7 protein-coding genes are annotated in these 6,964 nt (G+C 67.1%); 3 read left to right on the forward strand and 4 right to left on the reverse strand.

Features of this window, described 5'->3' with window-relative positions:
* Nucleotides 1-217: 217 nt before the first annotated feature.
* Nucleotides 218-1,291 carry a polyprenyl synthetase family protein gene (locus ACFWB0_RS22385; RefSeq protein ID WP_378492591.1) on the reverse strand — a complete coding sequence of 358 codons (1,074 nt, stop codon included), beginning with the start codon at nucleotides 1,289-1,291 and terminating at the stop codon, nucleotides 218-220.
* Between the two features lie 242 nt (nucleotides 1,292-1,533).
* Between ACFWB0_RS22385 and metF the strand changes: the two genes are divergently transcribed.
* On the forward strand, nucleotides 1,534-2,454 hold the full coding sequence (gene metF / locus ACFWB0_RS22390) for a methylenetetrahydrofolate reductase [NAD(P)H] (protein ID WP_378492598.1): 921 nt from the start codon (nucleotides 1,534-1,536) through the stop codon (nucleotides 2,452-2,454).
* A gap of 51 nt (nucleotides 2,455-2,505) precedes the next feature.
* Here the strand turns inward: metF and ACFWB0_RS22395 are convergent, their stop codons facing one another.
* The 3 genes from ACFWB0_RS22395 to ACFWB0_RS22405 all read right to left on the reverse strand — a co-directional run bounded on the left by ACFWB0_RS22395 (nucleotide 2,506) and on the right by ACFWB0_RS22405 (nucleotide 5,656).
* Nucleotides 2,506-3,225: an LppM family (lipo)protein gene (locus ACFWB0_RS22395; RefSeq protein ID WP_378492599.1), complete on the reverse strand. Its 720-nt coding sequence runs from the start codon at nucleotides 3,223-3,225 to the stop codon at nucleotides 2,506-2,508.
* A gap of 209 nt (nucleotides 3,226-3,434) precedes the next feature.
* On the reverse strand, nucleotides 3,435-5,042 hold the full coding sequence (locus tag ACFWB0_RS22400) for a phytoene desaturase family protein (protein ID WP_378492592.1): 1,608 nt from the start codon (nucleotides 5,040-5,042) through the stop codon (nucleotides 3,435-3,437).
* Nucleotides 5,039-5,656: a GNAT family N-acetyltransferase gene (locus ACFWB0_RS22405; protein ID WP_378492593.1), complete on the reverse strand. Its 618-nt coding sequence runs from the start codon at nucleotides 5,654-5,656 to the stop codon at nucleotides 5,039-5,041. The genes ACFWB0_RS22400 and ACFWB0_RS22405 overlap by 4 nt, the downstream gene beginning before the upstream one ends.
* A gap of 239 nt (nucleotides 5,657-5,895) precedes the next feature.
* On the opposite strand from ACFWB0_RS22405, the gene ACFWB0_RS22410 reads away from it, so the two are divergent.
* Both ACFWB0_RS22410 and ACFWB0_RS22415 read left to right on the forward strand, forming a co-directional pair.
* Nucleotides 5,896-6,309 (forward strand): SAV_6107 family HEPN domain-containing protein, encoded by a 414-nt coding sequence (locus ACFWB0_RS22410; RefSeq protein WP_378492594.1) that lies wholly within the window; start codon nucleotides 5,896-5,898, stop codon nucleotides 6,307-6,309.
* Between the two features lie 177 nt (nucleotides 6,310-6,486).
* Nucleotides 6,487-6,906: a DUF3040 domain-containing protein gene (locus ACFWB0_RS22415; RefSeq protein WP_378492595.1), complete on the forward strand. Its 420-nt coding sequence runs from the start codon at nucleotides 6,487-6,489 to the stop codon at nucleotides 6,904-6,906.
* Nucleotides 6,907-6,964: the final 58 nt, after the last annotated feature.

A 6,964-nucleotide genomic window follows, 5' to 3' on the forward strand; every position in this document is an offset into this window, starting at 1 on the left:
CTCCCCCGGAAGTCGCGTTGGTGCTGGGCACAGCTGACAAGAACGATGACACAGTTTAGTGGAGTCGGAAAATGCGGTGCTTCCGCCTCGGCGCCGGCGTGGCGTGCATCTCAGTACCGCTGCCCGGAGTCGCTCAGGTGCAGGGCAGCGGACAGGCCCGCCAGGCCCGCGCCCAGCGCGACCATCTGCTGTGCGCCGGGAACGGTACGGACCGGCATCAGGATGCGCGCCGCGTTGCGGCCAAGGCCGCCTCGCGCAGGAGCACTGCGCCCGCGTCGGTCGCGCCGGACGAGTCGAGCGCAGTGAACGCACGCTCGGTGAGGTCGGCGATCTGCTTCTCGACCTCGTCGACCGCGCCGACTTCGATGAGCAGGCCGCGTACCTGCTCGACCTGTGCGTCGCTCAGATCGGTGCCGATCGCCTCTCTCAGCGTCGCCGCGGCGACCGGGTCGTCGGCATCTGCGGCTTCGAGTGCGAGCGCGTACAGCACAGTGCGCTTGCCCGCGCGAAGGTCGTCGCCGGACGGCTTTCCGGTGACCTCCGGATCGCCGAAGACGCCGAGGAGGTCGTCGCGTAGTTGGAACGCAAGTCCGATGTCGGTGCCGAAACGACGGTATGCGTCGATCAGTTCGTCGCTTGCACCGGCGAGGACCGCACCGAGATGCAACGGGCGTTCGATGGTGTATGCGGCGGTCTTGAATCGGTTGACGCGGGTCGCGGCCTCGACCGACTCGTCCGCCGCGACCTCACCGGCGATGTCGAGGTACTGACCGCCGAGGACCTCGGTGCGCATACCCGACCAGACAGGGCCGAGCCGCGTTGCCGCGGCGTGGTCGAGCCCGGCTTCGCGGACCATGTCGTCCGCCCACACCAACGCGAGATCGCCGAGCAGGATCGCGACGGCCTGTCCGAACTCCTCCGGCCCGCCGTGCCAGCCGTTGTCGCGGTGCAGGCCGGCGAAGTCGACGTGCACGGTGGGAAAGCCACGACGCGTGGTGGACGCATCGATGATGTCGTCGTGGATCAGCGCACCGGCCTGCACCAACTCGAGCGCCGAGCAGGCCCGCAACACCGCGTCGGCGTTCGGTCCGGCCGGATCCCCGCCTGCACCGAGCCACCCGGACCATGCGAACGATGGGCGCACCCGCTTACCGCCGCGCAGGACGAACGACTCGAGAGCGGTCACCGCTTCTCGGTAACCTCCACCGACGGCCTCCACGATGGGAGCCTTGGAGTGGAAGAACTGCCGCAGCGCGCCTTCGACGAGTTCGGGTAGCGGAGCGGTGGGCACGGGTGCGGGTCCGGTGGGCAGGGGATTCCTCCTGGTCGAATGAGTCGATCGCCGCGCGACGGGTCGCGCGGCACCGACACCCACCTTATCCGGAGCCCTTCGTCGTCGCCGGTGGCCGGTCGCTGGCCGGCGCACCCTATGCTGGACGCGTGGTATTCGATTTCAGGGGGAACAGTGAAGGCGCGGCTGCCGGGGGCGCCGAACGAGTCGAGCAGGTGAGCGACTCGCGTACCCCGTCGATCGTGGATCGTCTCGGCGACCCGCGCGGCGGACGCATTCCGTTCTCGGTCGAATTCTCTCCGCCCCGTGACGCGGACGCCGAGGCACGCCTGTGGCGCGCCGTCCGAGTGTTCGAACGGCTCGGACCCGCGTTCGTCTCGATGACGTACGGAGCGGGCGGCTCCACCCGCGACCGTACCGTCCGAGTGACCGGCGATCTGGCGGAGGAAACGACACTGCTGCCGGTGGCTCATCTCACCGCGGTCGGACACAGTGTCGACGAACTCCGTGCGATGGTCGGTGCCTATGCGGATCGTGGCATCACGAACATCCTGGCCCTGCGCGGCGACCCGCCCGGTAACCCGCTCGGCGAATGGGAACCGCACCCCGACGGACTTGCACACGCCGACGAGCTGGTGCGACTCGTACGTGATCTGGGTGATTTCCACGTCGGGGTGGCGTCCTTCCCCGAAGGGCATCATCGTTCACCCGATCTCGCCCACGACACCCGATTTCTGGTGAACAAACTCCGCGCGGGTGCCGAATACTCCATCACTCAGATGTTCTTCGACGTCGAGCACTACCTGCGGTTACGTGACCGGGTCGCTGCGTTCGATGTAGAGCAGGCCGCGAAGCCGATCATCCCCGAGATCATGCCGATCACGTCGCTGCGCTCCGCGCGCCGCAGTCTCGAACTGTCCGGATCGAAGCTTCCGGCGGCGCTCGAGGAGCGCCTGGTGAGGGCGGCCGGGAATGGACCGGAGGAGAACCGGGCCGCGGTGCGTGAGGTGGGAATCGATGTGGCCACCGAAATGTGCGAACGGCTCATCTCCGAAGGTGCCCCCTGCCTGCACTTCATCACACTGAACTTCGCGCGGGCGACGAGTGAGGTCCTCACGCGCCTCGGCATCGAGATGCAGGCATCTGCTGCGCAACCGGCCTGACAGTTCGTGAACACGGGTACTCGTCGATCCTGACTGCGAGTGCCGCGCAGATCAGGACTTGCTCCGCCCGTTCGACGGTGCTCGTACGGGTGCGGGATTGCGAGTGAACCAGGCCAGTGCGCAGATCAACAGCGTGACGGCCGTGGCGCCGCCTGCCACGATTCCCGCCCAGCCTGCGAATCCGCGGGTGTTGGGATCGGAATAACGCACTTCGGCTCGGATCGTGCTCACTTCGCCTGCAGGCAGCTTCCACGAGACGATCGAATCGGACTCGCGGTCCCCGTTCGTGGTGGCGACACGTGCGGGGAAGGCGATGGTGAACTGCACGTCGGTGCCGCGTTCGGGCGCTGCCTCGAGATCGACTCGGCCGGTGAGCGACACGAGGTCGCCTGCACGTTGGAGCGAGAGCTGAAAGGACCCTGCGCTCTGTTCGGACATGGTCGCAAGTTGCTGTACGTCGCCGAATGTCAGGTTGCTGAAGAAGACCTGACTGCCGACATACCCGTCCTGCGCGTACTCCTGTACGCGCACTTTCCCGGCCAGTGCGGAGGGGACCGTCAGTTCCGGACCCTTGTCGTTCTCGTCGATGGGTATCGTCGCTGCCACGATTTGGCCGGAGACCCGATCGTCCGACGAGATTCCCATCGACGTCTGCACCCGAAGACATCCGGTGAGCGCTGGTACCAGCACGATCAGGAGCCCGAGCATGGCGAGGGTCCGGTAACGGAGGGAGGTGGGGCGAACAGCTGTGGAGGACGGCGGCACAGGGATATGGTGCCAGGTCGGTGTAGGGCCGTCGGACCATCGGGTCGGTTTCGGCGCGTCGTCGTGCGTGTGTGGCGCCGAAAGTTCTGTGCGAGCGTCTCCGCGTTGACCGGCGCCGCACTCGTCGTCGTCCATGGCACCGGCGCCCCGAGCGAGGCCGCGGTCACCGAGCCGTGGACCGCACAGAAGCGACGTGTCGCGCATATCCGCCGGGGTCACCGCGAGAACCGGCCGAGAGTTCGGCGCAGCAGGCCACCGCGGGCGTCGCCGAGTGCGACGCGTGCGGCGCTGCGGCCGCTCGAACCCGACACGCCGCCTCCGGGATGCGTCGACGCACCCGTGAGATACAACCCGGAGGCTCCCGGGACCCGGTAACCGGACAGTTCGGGGACGGGACGCCAGAAGAACATCTGGTCGAGTGTCATCTCCACGTGCATGACGTTGCCGCCGATCAGACCCATCTCCTGCTCGATGTCTTCCGGCGTCTGCGTATGCACATGGCGGATGCCGGTTGTGAAGCCGGGTGCGCGGTTCTCCATCTCGGCAATGATCCGGTCCGTCTCAGCGGCTGCTTCCGACCGCCAGTTGCGTTCACCGCGGAGCCGGTATGGATGCCACTGCGACCACAACGTGATCTGGTGCTCGCCCGGGGGCGCGATCGACGGGTCGATCGCGGAGAAACTCATCGCCAGAACGGCGGGCGTCGGTGGCAATTCGCCGGCGAGCGCCGAGCCGTGCGCGAGACGGAGATGGGCACGGTCGTCGACGAGCAACTGCAGGCCGATGGTGTCGCCGCCGTCGCCGGGTGCGCCGCGATAGCGGGGGAGCGAGTCGGTTCCGAGCCGGAGCACCATACCGATGCCCGGGCCGACGCGGATGCGTCGTCGCCACGTGTCGATCCGGGCGGCGTCGAAACCGCCCCGCTCGAGCAGATCCAGTGTGGTGAGGATGTGACATCCGGCGATGACGGTGCGGGCCCGGACGGTCCGTCCCGACTCGGTACGGACGGTCCAGGAGTCGCCCGTACGACGGATCTCCACCGCGGCGTCACCGCATGTCACGGTACTTCCGTCGGAGGCGAGCCGGGACGCGAGGGCGCGGGTGAGTGCGCCACTGCCGCCGACGGCTCGGCCCGGAGGGAGCGTGTGCATCAGTGCAGCGAATCCCACCATCGGCGCAGTACCGGGCTCGGACATCGGTGGTCCGGACTGTGCACCGAACCAGGCGAGCGCGGCCTTGAGCGGTTCGTCGTCGAAGTACTCATCGAGCAGGGCGTCGCCGGAAGTGAGGAATCGCCGCGACAGATCGAGCGCGCCGCCGTCGATGTCCAGTCCCCGGAACGACGGGACGAGATGACGGGCCGTGGGCGGTGCTGCGAAGGATTTCATGACCGCGGCGCTGCGCGGACCCCACTCATGCACGAATCGGCGGTAGGCATCGGCGTCGCGAGTCCCGCAGGCAGCCTCGATCGACACGCAGGTGCGATCGAGGTCGCGGTGGAAGACGATGCCGGGACGGTCGCTTCCGACCGGGGGCGGAGCGAAGGCCCAGGGATCACAGTCGAGATATCGCAGGCCGTGATCGGCCAGATCGAGTTCCTCGAGGATTCCCGAGTGCCGGATCATGATGTGCGCCGACGACCCCCGATCGACCGCGTACCCGGGAAAACGCTCCACGGTCGAGACAGCGCCGCCGAGCACGGTGTCGCGCTCGAGGACTTCGACGGACCAACCTTCCCGGGCCAGGTAGCAGGCCGAGACGAGTGCGTTGTGGCCGGAACCGACGACGACGGCATCGAGCACGGAACCACTCACGGCGGTCATCTCGATGCCTCCGACGGGGCCGGTTCCATGGGGAGGGCGCGACCGAGAACCGCGAAGGGGCGGGCGTCCCCGGTGAACACGAATCGGCGGACCACATCGCGGAAGCCGAAACGCCGGTAGAGACGCCACGCGCGGTTGTCCTCTTCGGCGACCTCAGGTGTCGACAGTAGGACCGCTTCCTCGGTTCGGTCCTGCAGCAGTCTGCTGAGCAGCGCTTCTCCGATGCGGTGACCCTGTGCATCGGGCTGCACGTGCAGTTCGGTCAGCTCGAAGTAGTCGCGGAGGAGCGCATCGATCGAGTCCGGGGCCGTTCCGGCGTGGCGCATCGCGGTGCGTACCTGCTGGTTCCACCACTGGTGAGGGCGCCCGTGATAGCCGTAGGCGATCCCGACGAAGCTGCTGGGTTCGCCGGGAATCATCGCGGCCACGGCATGCCAGCCGTCGCGGTCTGCGTGCTCCGACCACATCGGTGCACGGTGGTGTTCGGTGCCGCGCGGATATCGCATTGCCGTGACGTAGACGGACAGGAGTTCGGGCAGGTGGGTCCGGAACTCCGCCGGAGTGAGGTCGACGAGTATCGGCTCGGGGTCGTGCCGATTCGGGTCAGTGCTCATATGGGGACGGAGACCGCCTTCCCTTGACGACGTGTCGGTGGGTCCAGCTATATTGAATACGTCGAACCTATGTTCGATGCCGGTGATCCGGGGATGTTCGAGGGAAGCGGACATCCCCGGATTCCCCGGGCCGGAGCCGCACCGCGGCAGGGCAGGGAAGGTGCATGACAATGGCAGCGCCGAACACCTCGAGATCAAGATCACATAGGTCGACCGGCAGGCAAGCGCCCGGAGGTTGCGTGGGGCCGTCGATGTCGGCTCGCGCCGCGTCGCTGTTGCGCAAGGCGGACGAGCTGTTGTCCGGAGCGGCAGGCGCGGAAGCTCCGGGTGAACGGTTCCGGCTGTCCTATCTCGCGGCGTTGCGCGGTGCGGGTGCGGTGGTTGCGGCGGCCGAATTGAGGGCATCGCAACGGCCTCGTCGGAGACCCGCGACCCGAAACGCCTGGGTGATGATGATGCGTGCCGACGACGCGTTCGCCGGCTGGGCCGATTTCTTCGCCGATCGATCCGCCATGCGTGCCGCGGTGGAGGCGGGAGCATCGAGGGCGGTCGACGCCGGCGACGCGTCGATGTTCTACGACGAGGTGGGGCGTTTTCTCCACGACGTCGAGAACTACTTGTCAGCTGAGAGCGGAACTGGGACCCGCATGTGACCTCGGTTCCTGGCCGAACGGCCCTTTTTCGCCCTGGGAGATCGAACCAACTTTCGTAGTTGGTGGTCCCGGACGAAATGTGCTCGTATCATTGTCTCAGGCGGCCGTGATGACGGCGCCCCGCCGGATTTGTCCCACCGGGTTCGGCGGCCACCGTTTAGTGCCGGGGGAGGTACCGTGCCACTCTCCGAGCACGAGCAGCGCATGCTCGATCAGATCGAGAGCGCGCTCTATGCTGAGGATCCCAAGTTCGCCTCGACCGTTCGCGGAAAGCGAATGGGTATGGCGTCGAACAGGCGACGGCTGCAGGCCGGCGCGTTGTTCGTATTGGGTTTGTCGTTGCTTATTGCGGGAGTCGCTCTACCGGTCAAGCCGGGCGGGTTCCCGATCATCAGCCTGCTCGGGTTTCTCGTGATGTTCGGTGCGGGAGTCCTCGTGCTGGTCGACGGACGTCGCCGGTCCGTTCCGGGTGCCGCATCCAGCGGAGCGGATTCCGGAAAGGGCGGCAAAACCTCCGCGCGGGGTCGGAAGAAGTCTGCGGACGGATTCACGCACCGGATGGAGGAGCGGTTCCGGCGTCGCTTCGAACAAGAGTGATCTGAAAGCGCGCCTAGCGCGCACCACGTTGAACGGCAAGGGCGCGACCTACAAGGGT

The sequence above is a fragment of the Rhodococcus sp. NPDC060086 genome (assembly GCF_042730275.1).
GTDB lineage: Bacteria > Actinomycetota > Actinomycetes > Mycobacteriales > Mycobacteriaceae > Rhodococcus.

Bases quoted from the DNA above. Each gene is read 5' to 3' on its own strand.
- ACFWB0_RS22400 (WP_378492592.1), bottom strand. From the start codon at position 5,042: ATGACCGCCGTGAGTGGTTCCGTGCTCGATGCCGTCGTCGTCGGTTCC.
- ACFWB0_RS22405 (WP_378492593.1), bottom strand. From the start codon at position 5,656: ATGAGCACTGACCCGAATCGGCACGACCCCGAGCCGATACTCGTCGAC.